The sequence below is a fragment of the Spiroplasma monobiae MQ-1 genome (assembly GCF_002865545.1).
In the GTDB taxonomy this organism is placed as follows: Bacteria; Bacillota_I; Bacilli_A; order Mycoplasmatales; family Mycoplasmataceae; genus Spiroplasma_A; species Spiroplasma_A monobiae.
In genome coordinates this window covers 790,343-808,839 of the sequence record NZ_CP025543.1, presented here as the reverse complement: position 1 = coordinate 808,839, position 18,497 = coordinate 790,343, and the positions used below count along the sequence as shown (strand labels likewise).

Annotated in this window: 21 protein-coding genes; all 21 read left to right on the top strand. The window is 30.3% G+C overall.

Annotated elements, in window-relative coordinates; all coding sequences use genetic code 4:
- Window positions 1–14 precede the first annotated feature (14 nt).
- Window positions 15–404: a 30S ribosomal protein S8 gene (gene rpsH, locus SMONO_RS03835; RefSeq protein WP_101781024.1), complete on the top strand. Its 390-nt coding sequence runs from the start codon at window positions 15–17 to the stop codon at window positions 402–404.
- Window positions 405–420: 16 nt separating this feature from the next.
- On the top strand, window positions 421–963 hold the full coding sequence (gene rplF / locus SMONO_RS03830) for a 50S ribosomal protein L6 (RefSeq protein WP_101781023.1): 543 nt from the start codon (window positions 421–423) through the stop codon (window positions 961–963).
- Between the two features lie 23 nt (window positions 964–986).
- A complete protein-coding gene (gene rplR, locus SMONO_RS03825) occupies window positions 987–1,337 on the top strand; it encodes a 50S ribosomal protein L18 (RefSeq protein ID WP_101781022.1) in 351 nt (116 codons plus the stop codon).
- A 17-nt stretch (window positions 1,338–1,354) separates the two neighbouring features.
- A complete protein-coding gene (gene rpsE / locus SMONO_RS03820; protein ID WP_101781021.1) occupies window positions 1,355–2,011 on the top strand; it encodes a 30S ribosomal protein S5 in 657 nt (218 codons plus the stop codon).
- A 17-nt stretch (window positions 2,012–2,028) separates the two neighbouring features.
- On the top strand, window positions 2,029–2,466 hold the full coding sequence (rplO, locus tag SMONO_RS03815; RefSeq protein WP_101781020.1) for a 50S ribosomal protein L15: 438 nt from the start codon (window positions 2,029–2,031) through the stop codon (window positions 2,464–2,466).
- Window positions 2,467–3,903, top strand: coding sequence for a preprotein translocase subunit SecY (gene secY, locus SMONO_RS03810; RefSeq protein WP_101781019.1), 1,437 nt, complete (start codon window positions 2,467–2,469; stop codon window positions 3,901–3,903). It begins immediately after the preceding gene.
- 18 nt (window positions 3,904–3,921) lie between these two features.
- Entirely contained in the window at window positions 3,922–4,557 is a 636-nt protein-coding gene (locus SMONO_RS03805; RefSeq protein WP_101781018.1) for an adenylate kinase, read from the top strand.
- 4 nt (window positions 4,558–4,561) lie between these two features.
- On the top strand, window positions 4,562–5,335 hold the full coding sequence (map, locus tag SMONO_RS03800; protein ID WP_101781017.1) for a type I methionyl aminopeptidase: 774 nt from the start codon (window positions 4,562–4,564) through the stop codon (window positions 5,333–5,335).
- Window positions 5,335–5,562, top strand: a complete 228-nt coding sequence (gene infA / locus SMONO_RS03795) for a translation initiation factor IF-1 (RefSeq protein ID WP_053946570.1) — start codon at window positions 5,335–5,337, stop codon at window positions 5,560–5,562. Before map ends, infA begins: the two co-directional genes overlap by 1 nt.
- A 61-nt stretch (window positions 5,563–5,623) precedes the next feature.
- A complete protein-coding gene (gene rpmJ, locus SMONO_RS03790) occupies window positions 5,624–5,737 on the top strand; it encodes a 50S ribosomal protein L36 (RefSeq protein ID WP_020834730.1) in 114 nt (37 codons plus the stop codon).
- Window positions 5,738–5,798: 61 nt separating this feature from the next.
- A complete protein-coding gene (gene rpsM / locus SMONO_RS03785; protein ID WP_100917025.1) occupies window positions 5,799–6,164 on the top strand; it encodes a 30S ribosomal protein S13 in 366 nt (121 codons plus the stop codon).
- A gap of 17 nt (window positions 6,165–6,181) precedes the next feature.
- The gene (gene rpsK / locus SMONO_RS03780; RefSeq protein ID WP_101781016.1) at window positions 6,182–6,574 is read left to right on the top strand and encodes a 30S ribosomal protein S11; all 393 of its coding nucleotides are present in this window, start codon (window positions 6,182–6,184) and stop codon (window positions 6,572–6,574) included.
- 8 nt (window positions 6,575–6,582) lie between these two features.
- Window positions 6,583–7,536, top strand: coding sequence for a DNA-directed RNA polymerase subunit alpha (locus tag SMONO_RS03775; protein ID WP_101781015.1), 954 nt, complete (start codon window positions 6,583–6,585; stop codon window positions 7,534–7,536).
- 16 nt (window positions 7,537–7,552) lie between these two features.
- On the top strand, window positions 7,553–7,912 hold the full coding sequence (gene rplQ / locus SMONO_RS03770) for a 50S ribosomal protein L17 (protein ID WP_101781014.1): 360 nt from the start codon (window positions 7,553–7,555) through the stop codon (window positions 7,910–7,912).
- Window positions 7,913–8,012: 100 nt separating this feature from the next.
- Window positions 8,013–8,819 (top strand): pyrroline-5-carboxylate reductase family protein, encoded by an 807-nt coding sequence (locus SMONO_RS03765; RefSeq protein WP_101781013.1) that lies wholly within the window; start codon window positions 8,013–8,015, stop codon window positions 8,817–8,819.
- 113 nt (window positions 8,820–8,932) lie between these two features.
- Window positions 8,933–10,132 (top strand): energy-coupling factor transporter ATPase, encoded by a 1,200-nt coding sequence (locus tag SMONO_RS03760; protein ID WP_245857237.1) that lies wholly within the window; start codon window positions 8,933–8,935, stop codon window positions 10,130–10,132.
- Between the two features lie 311 nt (window positions 10,133–10,443).
- The gene (locus tag SMONO_RS03755; RefSeq protein WP_101781110.1) at window positions 10,444–11,337 is read left to right on the top strand and encodes an energy-coupling factor transporter ATPase; all 894 of its coding nucleotides are present in this window, start codon (window positions 10,444–10,446) and stop codon (window positions 11,335–11,337) included.
- Between the two features lie 18 nt (window positions 11,338–11,355).
- Window positions 11,356–12,273, top strand: a complete 918-nt coding sequence (locus SMONO_RS03750) for an energy-coupling factor transporter transmembrane component T family protein (protein ID WP_101781012.1) — start codon at window positions 11,356–11,358, stop codon at window positions 12,271–12,273.
- Between the two features lies 1 nt (window position 12,274).
- Complete coding sequence (gene truA / locus SMONO_RS03745; RefSeq protein ID WP_101781011.1) at window positions 12,275–13,012, top strand: tRNA pseudouridine(38-40) synthase TruA; 738 nt, start codon at window positions 12,275–12,277, stop codon at window positions 13,010–13,012.
- 291 nt (window positions 13,013–13,303) lie between these two features.
- Entirely contained in the window at window positions 13,304–14,014 is a 711-nt protein-coding gene (locus tag SMONO_RS03740; RefSeq protein ID WP_101781010.1) for a hypothetical protein, read from the top strand.
- A gap of 42 nt (window positions 14,015–14,056) precedes the next feature.
- A complete protein-coding gene (locus tag SMONO_RS03735; protein ID WP_101781009.1) occupies window positions 14,057–18,469 on the top strand; it encodes an ABC transporter permease in 4,413 nt (1,470 codons plus the stop codon).
- Window positions 18,470–18,497: the final 28 nt, after the last annotated feature.

The window sequence follows — 18,497 nt, the reverse complement described above, 5'->3', positions numbered from 1 at the left end:
AGGAAAAAGAAATTATGACAACAGATGTAATCGCAGATATGCTTACTAGAATTAGAAATGCTAACCAACGTTATCACAAAGAAGTTCTAATTCCAGGAAGCAAAGTAAAATTAGAAATAGCAAACATTCTTAAAAAAGAAGGTTTCATCGAAGACTTCAAAGTTGCAGATGACTTTAAGAAAGACATTACTATAAGCTTAAAATACAAAGGGAAAATTAGAGTTATTAAAGGATTAAAAAGAATTTCAAAACCAGGATTAAGAGTTTACTCAAATTCTCACGACTTACCTCAAGTATTAAATGGGTTAGGTATTGCAATCGTTTCAACTTCAAACGGAATCATGACAGATAAAGAAGCTCGTCACCAAAACATCGGTGGAGAAGTTCTGGCATTTGTTTGATAATAGGAGGAATTAATATATGTCACGTATAGGAAACAGAATATTAGCAATTCCTGCTGGGGTAGAAGTAAAAGTTGAAGCAAATAACGTTGTAACTATAAAAGGATCAAAAGGTGAATTAACTCAAGCTTTTAGTCCATTAATCGAAATCAAAGTTGAAGGTGCAGAACTAAAAACTTTAAGACAAAATGAAAATAAACACACAAAACAATTACATGGAACAACAAACTCATTAATTCAAGGTATGTTAACTGGGGTTAGTGATGGTTTTGTTAAAGAACTTGAAATTGTTGGGGTTGGTTACAGAGCTGCATTAGCAGGTAACAAAATCAACCTATCACTAGGGTTTTCACACCCAGTGGAATACGAAGTTCCAAAAGGAATTACTGTAGAAATCCCAAAACCAACTGAAATTAAGATATCAGGAATTGATAAACAATTAGTTGGAGAAGTAGCGGCAAATATTAGAGCATACAGAAGACCTGAACCTTATAAAGGTAAAGGGGTTAAATACAAAGATGAGAAAATCATTAGAAAAGAAGGTAAAGCAGCTGGTAAGTAGGCTGTTGCTAAGGAGAAGTAAATATGAAATACACTAAAGCAGAAGCAAGAAAAAGAAGACACTATAGAGTTAGAAATAAAGTGTCTGGAACAAGTGCTAGACCAAGATTAAATGTATTTAAATCAAACTCATACTTCTATGCTCAAATAATTGATGACGTAACTGGTGTTACATTAGTATCATCATCTTCAATCAAAATGGGATTAAAAAACGGACGTAATATCGATGCAGCTAAAGCTGTAGGTAAAGATATTGCTGAAAAAGCAAAAAGTAAAAAAATCACTGATGTAGTATTTGATAGAGGTGGATATTTATTCCATGGTAAAGTAAAAGCTTTTGCAGAATCTGCAAAAGAAAATGGTATGAAATTCTAAGAAGGAGATAGGAAAAAATGGCAGAAGAAACAAAAGTTGTTAACGCTGAATCAGCTCCAAAAGCAGATTCAAAAGTTGAAGCAAACAACCAAGACAGAACAAATACAAGACCAAACAACAACAATAGACCTAATGGACAAAGAAGAGATCCAAAATTCAACAGAAACAGAGAAGACAACCCTTATGAAGAAAGAGTTGTTACTATTAACCGTGTTACAAAAGTTACAAAAGGTGGACGTAGATTCAGATTTGCAGCAGTTGTAGTAATTGGTGATAAAAAAGGTAGAGTTGGATTAGGAACAGGTAAAGCAAACGAAGTACCAGACGCTATTAAGAAAGCTATTAAAGAAGCAAGAAAATCTTTAATTAGAGTTCCTTTGGCTGGAACTACAGTTCCTCATGATGTGATGGGGCACTATGGTGCTGGTAAAGTTATGATTAAACCTGCTCGTAAGGGTACAGGGGTTATTGCTGGTGGTCCAGTTCGTGCTGTTGTCGAATTAGCTGGAATTTCAGATATCTATACAAAATCATTAGGATCAAATACACCTATCAACATGATCAGAGCTACATTAGAAGGTTTACAACAAATGCAAACTCCAGAACAAATAGCAAGATTACGTGGAACTCAAGTTGAAGTTAAAAAAGAAACTAAAGAAGCTGCTACAGCTTAAGAAGGAGTAATTATTTTATGAAATTACATGAATTAAAATCTACACCAGGAAGCAAAAAAGACGCAACACGTGTTGGTCGTGGTATGGCTTCTGGTAAAGGTAAAACATCAACTAGAGGACACAAAGGTCAAAATTCACGTTCTGGTGGAGGGGTAAGACCTGGATTTGAAGGGGGACAAACTCCTTTATTCAGAAGATTACCTAAAATTGGATTTACAAGTTTAAATAGAAAAGAATTTGTATTAATCAACTTAGATAAATTAGAAACATTAGGGTTAACAGATGTAAATCACAAAACTTTAATGGATAAAAAGATTATTAAAAATGAAAAAACTTTAGTTAAAGTGTTAGGTAATGGTAAAATTACTAAAGCAATAAATGTGAAGTTAAATAAAGTATCAAAAAGCGCTGAAGAATTAATCAAAGCTGCTGGGGGTACTGTAGAGGTGATTTAGGTGGCTGCTAAAGTTAAAAAAACTAAAAAAGCTAAATCAACTAAATATAAAAACGAATTCGCGAAAGGTGGTTTCTTTATAAGAAACAAGGACCTTGTAAAACGAATCGTTTTTACTTTAATAGTACTACTTGTAATTAGAGCAGGAACACTATTGACTGTCCCTGGTATTGAAATAGATGAAAATTTCAGAGAAGGTATTGCTGGACAAGACTTTTTCCAACTCCTATCCACTCTTGGAGGGGGTTCTATTGGACAATTTTCAATTCTTGCGTTGGGAGTTTCGCCTTATATTACAGCATCAATTATTGTTCAATTACTTTCAACAGATGTTGTTCCTGTTTTAACTAGATGAAGTAAATCAGGGGAAAGAGGAAGAAGAAAACTTGATAGACTAACAAAAGTATTGGCTATACCATTTGCATTAATGCAATCTGTAGCTACAATATTTACACTTACTAGTCAAAATTTAATTATTCCAAAGTGAGGTTCAAATGAAACTGGAACAGGACCTGCTTGATTCTACTTTGTATTAGTACCATTGGTAATGCTTGGCGGAACATTCTTGATGTTATGAATATCAGACCAAATAACAATTAAAGGTATAGGAAATGGTGTTTCTATAATTATCTTTACTGGTATAGTTTCACAAATGCCAACAAACTTTATAAATACTTTTAAATTTTGAGTTGAAACTAATGGTGAATCAACAATATTATTTGATGGATTACTAAAATTCTTAATATATATTATTTCATTCTTATTAGTAATATTTGTGGTTGTTCTTATGAATGAAGCTGAAAGAAAAATCCCAATTCAACAAACAGGTTCTGGACTTGTAGATACAAAAGATCACACACCTTACTTGCCGCTAAAATTAAATAACGCAGGAGTTATACCGGTTATATTTGCATCAGCAATTATCTCAACACCAATGACAGTTGCACAAATTGTAGCTGGTGGAGATCAAAATTCTACAAATGGTTTCTACTTATTCACACAAAATTATTTATCATTTGGTACTTGATGAGGAATAGGTATTTACGGAGTTTTAACTATTCTATTTACATTCCTATACGCCCAAGTTCAAATTAATCCAGAAAAAATAACTGAGAACTTTAAAAAATCAGGTACATTTATTCCTGGAATTAAACCCGGAAAAGAAACTGAGAAGTTCTTATCTGGTGTAATTAATAGATTAAGTGTATTGGGAGCTCTATTCCTTGCAGGGATAGCTGTATTACCTTATGTAATTACTAAAATAACTTCATTGCCATCTCACTTGGCAATTGGGGGTACTGGTCTGATTATTGTTATTTCAGTTTCAATTCAAACAGTTCAGCAATTAAAAGGAAGATTAATACAACAATCATTCTTAGACAAAAAACAAGATAAATTTAAAGAAGATGAAACATCATACAATTCACACATTTGATAACAAGGAGAAAAATAAATTATGAATTTAATATTACTTGGAGCACCAGGTAGTGGAAAAGGAACTCTTTCAGAGTTTCTTTGTGAGAAAAATGGATTTACTCAACTATCTACTGGAGACTTATTTAGGGAAAACATATCAAACAAAACTCAATTAGGATTAGAAGCTCAAAAATACATGAATGAAGGAAATCTAGTTCCAGATTCAGTTACAAACTCAATGGTTGAAAACTATTTAAAAGAAAAGGCTCAGGACTTAATCTTTGATGGTTTCCCAAGAACCGATGATCAAGCTTTAGCTTTGGATAATATGTTAGAAAAACTAAACGATCAAATAGATAAAGTTATTTATCTTGATATAGATGAAAGTGTTTTATTAGGAAGATTAACAGGAAGACTTATTTGTAAAGTTTGCAAAAGAAGTTATCACAAAGTTAACAGAAAACCTTTAAATGAAGGGGTTTGTGATTTTGATGGTGGAGAATTATTCACAAGACCAGATGATCAAGAAGATAAAATAAAAACTAGATTAGAAGCATATCACAGTCAAACAGCACCTTTAATTAAATTTTATAATGACAAAATTCTTAAAGTTGAAGCTGGGAATTGTACACCTGAAGAACTATACAATAGAGTTGTAGAAGTGATGGGTGCCTAATTTAATGGCAATTACAATTAAAAATGCTCAACAAATTGAGAAAATGAGATATGCTGGACAAGTTCTTGGCGAAGCTTTACATGAATTAAGAAAACTTGTAAAACCAGGAACAAATTGTCTAGAATTAGATAAATTTTTCATTGACTTTATAACAAGTAAAGGATGTACAAGTAACTTTAAAGGTTATGGTGGATTTCCTGCTCACATTTGTATATCAATCAATGAACAATTGATTCATGGAATACCTAGAGATAGAGTTCTGCAAGATGGCGATATTGTATCAATAGATGCTGGATGTGTATTTGAAAAATACCATGCAGATTCAGCAATAAGTGTAATTTGTGGTAACTCAAAGGACAAAAAGTATGATACACTATTAGAGTTGACTGAAAAGTCACTATACTTGGCAATTGATCAGGTTAGAGCCGGTGTGCGCATCGGAACCATTTCTTCTACTGTTCAAAAATTTATAGAAGAAAACGGTTATCACTTGCCAACAGATTATTCAGGACACGGTATTGGATTGGAAATGCATGAAGATCCTTTTGTTCCTAATGTAGGAATAGAAAATACTGGAATGAGATTAGTTCCAGGAATGGCTATTTGTATTGAACCAATGGTTCAAATAGGAACAAATAAAACTGTTGTTGCTGATGATGATTGAACAGTGTCATCAAAAGATGGTAGCATGACTGCCCACTTTGAACATACTATTTTGGTCACTGATGGAGATCCAGAGGTATTAACTTTATTTAAACCCAAGGAGGAAACAGAATAATGGCAAAAGAAGATTATTTAGAAGTGGATGGTACCGTTTTAGAGGTACTACCCAATGCTACTTTTAAGGTGAAATTAGAAAATGAAATAGTAATAGACGCCCACGTGTCTGGTAAAATCCGAATGAATTACATTCGCATCTTACCAGGTGATAAAGTCACTGTTGCAATTTCACCATATGATCCAACGCGTGGAAGAATTACATACCGTTTTAAAAATGGTAAATAAGTAATTAAAATAAAATAAAATAAATATAAATTAAGTACACAAAATCAGGAGGTTAGAAAAGATGAAAGTAAGATCATCTGTCAAAAAAATTTGCGACAAGTGTCGTGTAATTAGACGTAAAGGCCGTGTAATGATTATTTGTGAACAACCAAAACATAAACAACGTCAAGGTTAATTATTAATAATAAATATTATTAAACAAAAAATTAGTTAATCTTTTAGAAAGGAAATTAATAATGGCTCGTATAAATGGGGTAGAAATACCTAATGAAAAAAGAGTAGTTATTGCTCTAACTTATATTTATGGTATTGGTTTATCAACTTCACAAAAAATCCTTGAGGCTACAAAAGTAAGCGAAGATACAAGAGTTAAAGATTTATCAGAAGATAATATCAAATCAATCTCTCAAGAAATCTCAAAAGTAAAAACTGAAGGGGATTTAAGAAGAGAAACAGCATTAAACATCAAACGTTTAATGGAAATTGGATGTTACAGAGGAATGAGACACAGAAAAGGACTTACTGTTCGTGGACAGTCAACTAAGACAAATGCACGTACAAGAAAAGGTCCTAGAAAAACTGTAGCTAACAAGAAAAAATAGTTAGAGAGGTATAGACTATGGCAAATAATAAACAAAACAATAACAAGAAAAAAGTTAAAAAGAATATTGCTAAAGGTATAGCTCACATTCACTCAACATTCAATAACACTATCGTGACTGTTTCAGATGAAAAAGGTAACGTAATATCTTGATCAAGTGCTGGAGCAATGGGTTTTAAAGGAAGTAAGAAATCAACACCTTACGCTGCTCAAATGATTGCAGAAGCTGCAGGAAAAGGAGCGATGGATAATGGAGTTAAAACTATCTCAGTAGAGGTAAAAGGTCCAGGTCCAGGAAGAGATGCCGCTGTAAGAAGTTTACAAGGTATCGGTTTAGAAATAACATCAATTAGAGATACAACACCAATCCCCCACAACGGAGTGCGTCCTAGAAAACGCCCAAGAGGTTAATAAGTTAAATGAAACAATTTTCAAGACCAGAATTTAATTTATTAAAAGAAGAAAAAAACAGAAGTTATGGGGAATTTAAAGTTGAACCACTTGAAAGAGGATTTGGTACAACACTTGGTAATGCTATCAGAAGAACATTACTATCATCAACACCAGGAGCAGCAGTTTATGCAATTAAAATTGTAGGAGCAGCACATGAATTTACTTCAATAAATGGTATTGTTGAAAATGTAAGTAGAATAATTTTAAACTTAAAAAGTTTAGCTCTAAGAATCGATTCAAAAATTTTCGAAGATGACGAAGTGGTTGAATTAAAAATTAATTCAACAAGAGCTGGAGCAATTACTGCAGCAGACATCGTTTTACCTACAGGAGTTGAAGTTATGAATCCAGAATTACACATTTGTACAATATCAGATGGTGGAGTTTTAGATTTAACTTTATTTGCAAAAAACTCAAGAGGTTATAGATCATTCAAAGATAACAAAAAAGAAAAATTAGTTGCAGATGCAATTACAATTGATTCAAATTATTCTCCAATCGTTAAAGTTGCTTACAATGTAGATGCAACTAAAATTGGAAAATCAGTAGACTTAGAAAAATTAATTTTAGAAGTTGAAACTGATGGAACAGTAACAGCTAGTGATGCAGTAGCAACAGCTGCAAAAATCTTAGTTGAGCACTTACAATTCTTTGTAAACTTAAACGAAGAAATTAATGACTTAAATGTTATTGGTGCAACAAACGAAGAAGACGAAAAAGAATTAGATCGTTTAATCGAAGATTTAGATTTCACACAAAGAAGTTTAAATTGTCTAAAAAGAGCAAACATCAATTCATTACGCGACTTAGTATCACGCACAGAAGATGATATTCAAGAAATTAGAAACTTGGGTAGAAAATCATTAAAAGAAATTAAAGATAAAGTTGTTCAATTAGGACTAACTTTCAAACAAGATTAGAAAGAGGTGTAGTTATATGTCATACATTCAAAAAAGAGGTAAAAACACTGCTTGAAGAGTTGCGTTAATGAGAAACTTAACTACTGAGCTAATTATTTCAGAAAGATTAGAAATCACTGAAACAAGAGCTAAAGAATTAAGACAACACTTTGACAAAATGGTTACACTTGGTAAAAGAGGGGATCTACATGCACGTAGACAAGCTGCTGCTTGATTACGTCATATTGATGCTTCTGAAAAAGAAACTGCATTACAAAAATTGTTTACAACAATCGCAAAAAGATTTAAAACAAGAGAAGGTGGTTATACAAGAATTCTTAAATTGGATAACCGTCGTGGTGATAATGCACCAATGTGTATCATCGAATTAGTTTAATAACTAATTTACCGATATATAAAAACGCCTTTCAGGCGTTTTTTTTCATTCTAACCTTTATCCTAATTAAAAAGTTTTATAATATTAGTGGAGGCAAATTATGAAAAATATATTATTTATAGGATTAGGACATATGGGCTCTTCTTTGGTTAAAGGAATCTTGTCTAATGAAAATTTTAAGGACAATATTTTTGGTCATGATGCATTTAAAGAACTACAAGACAAAGTTGTTAACTCCCTTGATAAAATGAATGCTTTAGATTCGTTAGATGAGATTGAAACAAAAGGAATTGAAGTGATTGTAATAGGAACAAGACCTGATGCGGTTGATGGTTTGTGTGAAAGTTTAGACAAACTAGATCTTAAGGGAAAAACAATTGTTTCAATGGCAAATGCAGTTGATATTAAAAGATTAGAATCTAACTTTAAAAATCAAAAGGACCTTACAATAATAAGGATGATGCCAAATATGAATGCCTCATTAAATCAATCAGTTACAGCTTTAGCACATAATAATGCAAACAAAGATAAATTAAAATTTGTAGTAGATATGTTTGAATCGTGTGGAATTGTAGAAATAATTGATGAAGATAAATTTGGAACACTAACAGCTATATCTGGATGTTTACCATCTTATGTATTTACATTTTTTAAAGCAATTACAGACTATGCAATAGAAAAAGGTTTTGAAAAAGACCAAGCCTTTAGAATAGTTGAAACAGCAATAATTGGAAGTATTAAAAATGGTGCAAATTCACAAGTGGAATTAAGAGAAATGGTTGAACAAGTGTGCGTACCTAATGGATCTACTGTTGAGGGTCAAAATGTTTTAGACAACGAAGGTTTTGAAAATATTATTAAAAGATGCTTGCAATCAGCTGAAAATAAAGCCACACCAAGTAAATAATTAAAAAACCTTAGTAAAGGTTTTTACAACTACACTTATTTATATTTTTTATAATTTAGTAATATTTCAATATCTATATTTGATATAATGAATAATGTATGAGAGGTAATACTATGTCAGATAATTTAAAAGCAACTGAAAAATTAAATGAATTTAGACTTAAATTAAACGAACACAATGATAAATTGGTGCGTGCAAGTCAAAAAATGATTATTGCAAGAAGTAAATTTGCAAAACGTGAAGTGGATATTGAATTTGTTAAAAATGTAGAAAAAGAATACAAAGATGTTAAAAGGGAATTTAAAGAAATAACTGATAACAGTTTTTTTGCACAAAATGCTAAAGAGGCAAAAGAAAAATTAAAATCTACAACAAAAAACACTAAAGAATATTGAAAAGCTTTTGAAGAATATAAATTAGCTGTTTTTATATTTAAAGAATCTAAAGTTGCAATTAAAGATAGAGGACATGGTGGACAACTTTCAAAATTATCAGATACAGCATTAAAATTGGATAATATCAAATTTAGATATAGAGAAGGTCACCCATTTGCAGTTAATGGTGTAAGTGTTGAAGTAAAACACGGAGATTATGTAGCTATTATTGGTCATAATGGTAGTGGTAAATCAACATTATCTAAAATTATAATTGGGGTTTTATTACCAACAACAGGATCAATTGAGATTTATGGAAATAAAGTAACAAGAAATAATATAAATATGGTTCGTAAATTCTTAGGCATAGTTTTTCAAAACCCAGACAATCAATTCATTGGTTCAACAGTTAGGGACGATATTGCTTTTGGTTTAGAAAATAGAAGAGTAGAGCCTTCTAAAATGGCAGATATTATTTTGGAATCTGCTAAAAAAGTTAGAATGGAAGAGTTTTTAGATCATGAACCATTAATGTTAAGTGGTGGTCAAAAGCAAAGGGTTGCCATAGCTTCTGCTTTGGCTTTATCTCCAAATATTTTAATTTTTGATGAAGCAACAAGTATGCTTGATCCAAAAGGAAAAAGTGAAGTTAAACAAATTATGGTTGAACTAAAAAATACAAGAGAAAAAACTATTTTTTCAATTACTCATGATATGGATGAGATATTAAATGCTGATAAAGTTATGGTTATGAATAAAGGTCAATTAGTTAAATTTGGTACACCAAAAGAAATATTGTCTGAAAAGGACTTCTTAAGATCTATTCATTTAGATATTCCTTTTGTTGCTCAAATTGAAGAAGCACTTCAAAATGAAGGAATGAAAGTTTCTGGAAGTGCAAACTTGGAAGAGTTGGTGAAAAATATATGTCAAAAATAAATCAAATATCACCAGAACAAAAGGCTAAATTAATAGCTGAGAAAAAGGCTTCAAGAGCAGAATATAAAGCTCACGTTAAAGAGCTTGCTTTAAAACAAAAGGCAGACTCTAAAAAAAGAAAAAAAAGACATAGAGAAATTAGCAAACTTGTAAAAGAAGATAAAAAAAATCAAAAACAATATCAAAAAGAAATTAAGAAAGACATTGTTGAAGATAAAAAATTAATGCCTCAAAGAGTTCAAGAAGTTAAAAAGTGATATCAAGAACAACCAAATAAAAATAAAACAATAAAAAAAGAATTCAAAAGAAGAATGAATATGGTTACTCAACCAAAATGAGACTTCAAAGGTGAAATAAAATTTGATTCAGTGTCATATACATATAGTAAAAATTCACCATTTGAATTTAGAGCATTAAATGGAACTGATTTAGTAATTCAAGAAGGAAAAATTACAGCTGTAATTGGTATGACTGGTAGTGGTAAATCAACTTTAATACAGTTAACAAATGGTCTATTAACAACAGAAACAGGAAGAACTATTATTGGTAATTATCAGATCCCTGCTTCCACTAAAAAAATTAAACAAGTTAAGGAATTGAGAAGAGAAGTTGGATTGGTATTCCAATTCCCTGAGTATCAATTATTTCAAGATACAATTGAAAAGGATATTTCTTTTGGACCAATTAATTTAGGCGCTAATAAGCAAGAAAGTTTTGATAAAGTTCCAGAACTTTTAAGAATGGTTGATTTACCAGAAGATTACGCAAAAAGAAGTCCGTTTGACTTAAGTGGTGGTCAAAAACGTCGTGTTGCTATTGCAGGAATTGTTGCAATGGACGGAAATACACTTGTACTTGATGAACCAACAGGGGGATTAGATCCTCAAGGTGAAGAAGATTTTATGAATTTATTCTATAAATTGAATAAGGAAAAAGGTAAAAGAATTATTATTGTAACTCACAATATGGATCACGTATTACAAATAGCTGATGAAGTTATTGTTATGCACAAAGGAAAGGTTATTTCAAAAGGAAGTCCTTTCGAAGTATTCTCAAATAGTCAATTACTAGAAAAAATTGAAATTGAACCACCAAAATTATATAAACTTGCACATAAATTAAAAGATGCAGGATTGGATGTTACAGATATAGAATTTAGAACGGTTGAAGAACTTGCAAAAGCAATCAAATCTAAAAGAAAATAGAAGAGGAGAAATCTAATAATGAGAATGGTATTTGGTAGATATATGCCTTATAATTCAATGATTCATAAAATGGACCCTAGATTAAAATTGTTCATGATCATTGCTTTAATTGTTGTTGTTTTTTTCCCTATTGGTTATACAGGATTTGTGTTGGTAGGATCATTTATATTGCTTATGTATTCAGTAAGTAAACTAAGTTTTAAAATGCTGCTTAAGTTATTTTTCCCAATAATGTTTATATTTATAGTTCTTATACTTATAAACATATTCATGTTAAAACCCTCAGAATTAAATGGTATAAAATTTGCAGAACTAGATGATGGTTTATATGGGGAATGAATGGAAACATATGGTTGAGTATATAAATGAAAATCTTTAGCTTTTTCTGAAAAAGCAATTTATTCAGCTTTATACATGACAATAAGAATCTTTTTAATGATTACATTAACAACAATTCTTACAGGTACAACCCAACCCTTAGAGTTAACTTTAGCTATTGAAGATCTATTATGACCTTTAAAATTAATTGGAATTCCTGTTTATATTTTTTCAACAATTATTTCAATTGCCTTAAGAATGATCCCGACTTTAATTGATGAAGCCGGAAGAATTATGAAAGCTCAATCATCAAGGGGAATTGACTTTAAAAATGGTAAGTTAGTAGATAAAGCAAAATCAATGACCTCATTGATTATTCCTCTTCTTGTATCTGCATTTCAAAAAGCAGAAGACTTAGCATATGCAATGGATTCAAGAGGTTATGATCCTCATGCAAAAAGAACAAGATATAGACAAGTTAAATTTAGAATTTTAGATATTATTATATTTGTTCTTGGGATGGGTATATTTGCAACTCTAATATGCTATGTAAATATGGAATCATTCCAAAACTTAGTACAAATTCCTAGAATAGATCAAATTCTGTTTTCTAAATAATATGTATTATTACTTATTTACAATTCAATATGATGGAACTGATTTTTGTGGATGAGCCAAACAAAAGGGTCAATCAACCATTCAAGGAGAACTGGAAGGTGCTATTTCAAGAGTTGCTAGAAACTCTATTTTTAGATTGGTTGGAGCTTCAAAAACAGATTCTGGAGTTCATGCTTTTGATCAAAAAGCGTGAGTGGAGTTAAACTTTCAACCTAACGTTGAAGGTTTTTTAAAAGCATTGAATAGTAGCTTGCCTTTAGGAATTGAAGTAACTAACATTGAAGAAATTAGGAAAGACTTTAGAGTTAGAAACTGTAAAGAAAAAACTTATGAATATAAAATAAATGTTGGTAAAAATAATGTCTTTGAAAATAGATATTATTTCTTACCAAAAAAACAATTAAATCTAATCAAATTAGAAGAAGCTTTAAATTTATTTGTAGGTACCCATGATTTTTATAATTTCTCTGGTTTAAAAAAAGAAGAAACTGAACTAATTGAAACAAAAAGAACTATAAATTCTATTGAAACAAAAATAGAAGAAGATATTTTTACAATTACTTTTAAAGGAAAGGGTTTTATAAGATATCAGATAAGAATGATAGTTGGTGCTTGTATCGCATACAGTTTAGATAAAATAGATTTATATAAAATAAAAAATGTATTAGCTTTAAATGAGGAAAAAATGCCTTATATTGCAAATCCAGAAGGTTTGATGTTGAAAAAAATTAACTATTAACTTATTTTTGGTGTATTATATATTTATGTCGGTTAGATAGAACTTAATACACCAATATAAGAAGTAGATAGTTTTTTATTAGTTTATCTTTTTTGAATAATCTCACTTGAGCAAGAAGGAAAAGGTATATAATAAATTTCATTTACAATCAAAACCGACAGAAAATGTGCAGAGCACATTTTTTTTATTATTAATTTTAACCCCACATTTAAAAGACTTTTATAAGTGTAGTGGTTTGTCATTTTATTGTCATAATGTTATTATTATAAAAGTGAAAAAATAGGAGAGAATATGAAAAGTTACATGAATAAAAAAATAGCTAAAAACTTATATATTTCATTTATGCTTATTCATTTAAGTGTTCTTTTCAGTTCTATTCTATTTGAGCAAGGAAATGCAAAACTATATGTTGCCGTACAAATTACTGCAATAATAAATACAATTTTAGTAACTTCTTTATGTTTGTGATTAACAATTGAATCTGCTGTTATTCTTTCAAAATTAAAAAGAAGTTTTAATGAAATTAAATCTTTAAAATGATTCACAAGAGGTAATTTCTTGGGGGAATTCTTCACACTAATACTTATTACAGCTCCTGTATTCATTTCTACTGAATTACAAGCGTTTGATTATATTTGAAAAGATAATAGAGTAATGATCAACTTAGAAGCACTTTTCATATTTACCATTACATCAACTGTTGTGTTTTCAATTATAATAATTGCATTAAATATTGCATTTAGTAAATTAAAAATAGTAATAAAATTAAATCGTATAAACAATGGGGAACAAATATTCTTCAAAATGTATCAAAATATAAACAAACCAACTTTATCAACACAAATTTTAACTTTTGCATCTGTAATTTTAGTTGATGAAAAAATCGAATTTAAAGAGGTTCTTGAGAAGAACACATTTATCCAATGTATTGTTAATTGAAAAAGAAGCTTAAATTTAAAAAACTTTAAAAAAGGAGTCACTCCACCTCATTTAATTTTTTAGTACGTGTAAAAAAATATCAATCAATAGGAGGAAAAATTAAATATGAAAGGAATTAGACTTTTACTAAAGAATGCTTTTAGGTCGGCCGGAAAGAACAAATCACAAATAATAGGTTTGTCTCTTTTGGTTATGCTTGTATCTTTAGTTATATCAGTTTTATCTGCAACAACAACAAGGGTTGCCGGGGCATATGAAAAATTAAATGTTCAATCTAATCTAAGAGATTATGTTGTAGATGTTAATTTAAACAACGAAATTAAAAAAGGTAAAAATACTGAGGGTGAAGAAAGCGAAAGTTCACAAATTAGTTGAGATATTCTTGATAAATATATGGTTAAAGAAACCATTGGGGAAGAAAAAATATTACTTCAACAATATATAATGACACAAATGTCACTAGAACATAACTTTGATGTATCATTTACTGAAACAAGATTAATATCTGGTTTAAGCGGAAATAATGGTGCAATAAAAGTTAAGGCTATTTCTAAAATGCACCCAAACACTAGAGACAATGGAGTTGATAAACTTACTGTTTCTACAGGAAGAATGTACAGATCTGGTGAACACAAGGAAGTTGTTATTGGTGAATCATACGCAAAAGAAAATAATGTTAAAGTAGGAGATATCATAAGAATAAACGAAGATAAATATGGTACTGATTTACTTGTTAAAAATACAAAAGGAAATTCTACAGAAATAAATAGATTAAACGAAAATATAAGAAACAATTCAGCACAAGATGTTTTGGCCATGGGTGAATACTCAAACATGGTTTGATTTGAAGTTGTTGGAATCGGTACATCAGCCGATTTTACAACACCATTAATGGATCAAACAACCGTAATGCCTAACGTAAAAACAGAAGCTTTAGTTTATGTTGATCCAAGCTGAATGGGTTATTCAAGCGCTTCTTATAATTTTACAAATAAAGAAGATAATACAGATGTACAAACAAGATCTTTATCAACTTATGCAGTTCAAAAAGCCAAAATAGTTGTTGCTTCAGAAACTGATAGAGAAGCTTATTTCTCAATAAAATCTAGTGATGGAAAATCTGTGGAACAAATTAATAAATTAGACGATCAATATAAACAATATATAAATGTTAAAACTGATGTTAAATACGTTTATGACACAAATGATCCTAATTATAAGTTTTCTTCAAGAACAACAACTTTTAACTCGATAATGGCTGGTTACAATGCTATGGCAACTGGTTTAATAGTTGTTATTATAGCAATTGCTGGATTTACAACAATTTTAACTACAAAAAAACAAGTTGAATTACAAAGTAGACAAATTGGTTGTTTAAAATCCTTAGGTTATAAAAAACGTGAGGTTGTAAATAACTTTATAGCAATACCTTTAATTGTTTCTGTTGCAGGAGCTTTGGTTGGATATGTATTGGCTATATTTATAGAAACTTTTGTTGTAAGTGTGTTTTCAAACTACTTTAATATTGCGTTTTTTGGATTCCAATTTAATGTGGTATCATTCTTATCAAGTATATTAGGTCTTTGATTAGCACTTACTTTACTTGCTTTTGGAATTGGTTACTGAACAATTAGACTGTCTGCTCTTACTTTATTAAAAGGTGGAGATGACAAGGTAATTAATAAATTTGCAATGAAAATTAAATCTTTATCATCAAAAAGAAGATTTAACCCTAGATTAAGAGTTGCTTTATTGACAACTTCACTTGGAAAATTAGCTGGAGTTAGTGCGACAATGTTGTTGAGTGCAACTTTATTAACAACAACAGTTGTTGCTCCAAAAGTTATGTCAGATAACATGAAAGCTACTTTTAATGGTATGAAATATGAAAATATGGTTGAATATACTCAACCAATAGCTAATAACCCATTCTCTTTCTATAAAACATATAATCCCAACTTTGAAGGTGAAGGTTGAGGAGAATATGATGTAAACCAAACAATTCAAATTAGAAATGCTGCAAGAAGTGGTGGGAATGGTGTAACAGTTCCTGGGGGATGAACTTCTGGTAGAACTGCTTACCCAGTTAAGGATACGGCAACAAAAAACATGCAAGCGTCTGAGGCTATAAATTGAGATCAAGTTATATCAGAACTTTTAAACGGATATATAAGTCCTTACTACTATTCTTATGATATCGCTGACAAAGACAACTTCTTCTGAGCTGAATTCTCATACTTGGATTGAAAAAATATGTCAACAAAATTATTAACAAACCTAGATCAAGCAAGTTCAGCAACGATAGGTGGTTCTACAGCATTGGGACAACTACAAGGACAATGACCTGATTATACACAACTTACAAGTGCTGATCTTCCAGCTTTAATAAATAGCAATCCTGGCGATAATAATTTAAGAGCCTATACAAACACAATGTTAAGAATTTATAATAAATATATAAATGGTATAAAACTAACATTTAATAATAATTCTATAAGTAATGGTCAAATAAACGCCAAAGGAGCAAGAGGAAATTTAAATAAAGTATTTACAAATGCCCCAAACAAAAAAGGTGTTAATAACTATTGAAATTCTTCTGATAATAACGGAACTGCAATAATGGACATTGATGTTAATGACACAAGTTTCGAATGAAAAGACGGAGATAAAACAATAAATCCTGGAGAAATCACTGCCAAAGACATCCAAGGTTATTCTTCACCACAATTAAAAACTTTGAACACTGCTTTAACTTTGTGATTTGGAGCTGTTTTAGATGGAAGAATGGGTATGGCGATATTACAAACAACATACACTAGAGCATCTTATTTTGTTCAAGAAAAAATGAAAAATGCATTAGAAAATAATGAAAACTACAACATTACATTCAACTTAATACCATATGATAATAAAATAGATGAACTTGGTACTGTTTTAAATACAAATTTCACAGCTAGAAATGGCAAAACTGAAAGTGCAAAAATCTATGGTATTGATAGAAACTCAAGTTTAGTTGATTTAGAAGATTATAATGGTAACAACATTAAAGAAGAATTATTCCTTGACAGACAATACGGTAATAAAATTCCATTAATAATAAACCAAAGTATGCAAAAAAAATTAGGTAAAACAACAGGGGATACTATATCGTTGGATGTTTTACAAGATTTGATGTATAGTGATGGAAAAGAAATTAAATATGCCGATGCAAATAAAGAACAATTAATTGAATATGGTCACGGTACTGGTAACGATTCTGTTGACTTTACAGAAATGAGAACACAATCAACATATGGTTATTATTCACAAAGTAATCTTTATTCTGACAATCCACAATTCCCATTAACATGAGGTATGGATTCTGCAAATATAGGGGGAGCTAATATTACTGCTTCTCACGCGAATAAAGCAACTGACCCAATAGATATATATTCAAAATACAAAAATGGAGACATAACAATTGACACAAATAATTTAGATATTGAATTTAAAATAGTTGGTGTTCAAAATGGTTATGGTCAATCACAAGGTTGAATATCAAATCAAAACGCAAACGAAATTTTAGGTTATGATGAAACTCAAAAATACAACTTTGAAAATTGATTTGCAAGAGAATATCCTGCGGGAAATCCAATATACAAAATGGAAGGTTTTGCAGGTGAGAGTGACGAGGTTATACAAGGTGTTAACTTGGAACAATTCATTGAACAAGTTATATTGGGACAAAGAACTTATGAGGATTTTGTTTCAAATGTTGAAAGAAGCAAAGAAAATTCAAGTTGAAGAAATATGTATAAACTTTATAACAATTTATTCCCTGTATTTAACTATAAATATTCAAACGACCCTGTAATGCAAGATATCGAAAGTGGTATGTCTGTTTCACAAAGATTTGCTGACTTTAGTTCTGTAGGATTAAATGGTAACTATAGAATGATAGAAGACCCAACTGGAGAAGCTTGCCAAGAAAACAGTTTCGCTACTAAAGATGATGAAGGTCAGTCATGTATGATAATAGATCCAAATAACTTCAACGAAGGTTATGGTATAGGTTCACTATCAACAATGTTACCAAAAGAACAAACTAGACAAATCCTAGGTCAAGTTACAGACCTTGTTAACATGGTTATGATAATGTTTATTACAATCGCCGTTATTGTTTCGGCAACAATTATTTTATTAACAACAAGTTTAATTATTTATGAAAATAAACAATTTATTGCAACAATGAAAACTTTAGGATATTCAAATCCTTATGTTGTAAAACAAATTTTAGGAATGTACATAATGCCAATACTAATAATGTATGTTGCTGGATTCTTATTAGGTTGATTCACATTTGTATTTATTGCAGAATATATGGCATTAAATACTGCTTGAGTATTACCTGTGCAATTTACAATATGATTACCATTCACAGTGTTTGGTGTTATTGCAGCAATTTACGGCGTAACATTTGGTATTGGATGATCAAATATCCAAAAAATTAATCCACTAGAAGCTTTAAAAGATAAATAGTAGGTTAAATGTATAAAAAATCACTTGT